This is a genomic window from uncultured Dialister sp., assembly GCF_937959425.1.
Classification (GTDB): domain Bacteria; phylum Bacillota; class Negativicutes; order Veillonellales; family Dialisteraceae; genus Dialister.
Genome location: NZ_CALGPS010000152.1, coordinates 1 through 2,035, shown reverse-complemented (window position 1 = coordinate 2,035; position 2,035 = coordinate 1). Strand labels below are relative to the sequence as shown.

General features: G+C 56.1%; 1 protein-coding gene. It reads left to right on the top strand.

Features of this window, described 5'->3' with window-relative positions:
• The first annotated feature begins 474 nt into the window (after positions 1 to 474).
• Positions 475 to 1,767, top strand: coding sequence for a peptidoglycan-binding protein (locus Q0482_RS06345; RefSeq protein ID WP_299144784.1), 1,293 nt, complete (start codon positions 475 to 477; stop codon positions 1,765 to 1,767).
• Positions 1,768 to 2,035: the final 268 nt, after the last annotated feature.

Sequence of the window (2,035 nt, the reverse complement as noted above, 5' to 3'; positions counted from 1 at the left end):
GTGGTCCCCCACCCCCGAGTGCGGGGGTGGGCAAGTTTATGGAGGAAAAAGGAACAGCGTCACTACATCCCTTGCCCACCCTGTTTAAAGGGGCAAGGGCGCACCGGGTTGGAAGGGGTCAGCCACGAAGCGGCTTATAAAATTTATTGCCGCCAAGGGCGGCAATCCACAACCCTCGGGCCCACAGGGCCCGTCAAACCTGAGAACCCTCCGGCCCACAGGCCGGTCCATCTTAAGAACCTTCCTTTCTGACTCCTCTGAACCCGTGGCGCAGCCACCCCACATATTGGGCCCGTAACCTCTGATTCCCCCGATTTGCATACTATGTTTCCCACCGTAAAAATCGGCATTTTTGCACGGTTTAGATAAGCTGAAAAACGAATCATTTGCATTATGAAACAAGAGGGTTTTACTCTTTTTTTTACAAATTCGCCGGAAAATGGTAAAATACAGAAGTCTATGGAGGTGATATGAATGCGTGCTTTATATACATGGGGATGCGCCGCAGCCATCTGGCTGGTGGCGTCTCTTACCGCGTCTGCCCAGACCCTGACAGTCGGCATGTCGGGAAGTGAAGTCACTTCCCTGCAAAACGACCTGGTGGCGGCAGGCTATCTTGCACGTACAGTGGATGGAGATTATGGCTCCACCACAAAAGAAGCAGTGGCTTTATTCCAGAAAGCCAAAGGACTGCCGGTAACCGGCAGTGCCGATGATTCTACAAGAGCGGCCATCACAGCGGCTGCAGGGGCGGGTTATCGTCCCGGCGGCGGTGTGGTCTATGCCGAAGGCAACAGGGGCAGCATGATCAGCGACATGCAGGTAAGACTCCAGGCGGCAGGCTATCTGAAAGGCGGCGTGGACGGCGTTTACGGCCAGGATACCACCAATGCGGTGAGGGCCTTCCAGAAAGCAAAGGGCATTCCCGTTTCCGGTGCCATTGATGAAATGACCTACAGTGCCCTGAGAAATGTGGATAGTTCCGCTCCTTCCTACGAAAGCAGCGGGGGAGAGGAAGAAAGCTCCGAAAGCCGGGGCTCTTCTCTCTACAGCATCGGCGACAGCGGCAGTGAAGTTTCCTCTATCCAGCGGAAATTGAAGAAAATGGGCTATCTGGACGGTTCGGTAGACGGCATTTATGGCGGCGACACCGCCTCTGCGGTGAAAGCCTTCCAGGACGACGAAGACCTTTCTGCCACCGGCATGGTGGACGGAGACACCCTGGCCCGGATTACATCCGAATATGCAGCCCAGAGTGGCGAAACAGTTCTTTCTCCCGGCGACTCCGGCAAAAAGGTGATTCGTCTCCAGAACAAACTCCTCCTGCACGGCTATAACCCCGGCAGCGTAGACGGTGTTTACGGCGAAGGCACGGCAGAAGCAGTGCGCCAGCTGCAGGCAGAAGAGAACCTGGCCAGAACCGGCATTGCTGACGGCGACGTCTGGGACCGTCTCGACAGCGCGCCCCGTTTCACAGGCAACTACAAAAAAGTCTTCCACATGGAAGCCACTGCCTACACCCCTAACGACGGCGACGGCAGAGGCCGCACCGCCATGGGCGGCTACGCAGGCAAAGGCCACGCCGCTGTGGATCCCAACATCATCCCTCTGGGAAGCGAAGTCTACATCGAAGGCTACGGCTATGCCATCTGTGACGACATAGGCGGCGCCATCCACGGAAACATTATCGACGTGGGCGTGGACAACTACGACCAGGCCTATAAATGGGGCTTGAAACCAAAGGTAAACGTATATCTGATTCGATAAGAAAAAGACCGGGCAGCCGGTCTTTTTTCATGGTCTTATGGAAGAAGGGGGTTAGATGATAGAAATCGACTGTCGGCTGTCAGATATCGGCTGTCGGCGGGGCGGAGGCTCCACACAGTCATTTCGACCGTAACGCAGTGGAGTGGAGAAATCTCCCAGCTATACCGTGGCGTGCAGCCGCGGAGCGGCTGGAATCGAGGATCGGGAGCGGGATTGGGGCTTTTCTCCCCCCCCAAAAAAAAGATTTGCCCACCCCCGCATGCGGGGG

Coding starts and splice junctions, on each gene's coding strand:
- Q0482_RS06345 (WP_299144784.1), top strand. CDS start 475: ATGCGTGCTTTATATACATGGGGATGCGCCGCAGCCATCTGGCTGGTG.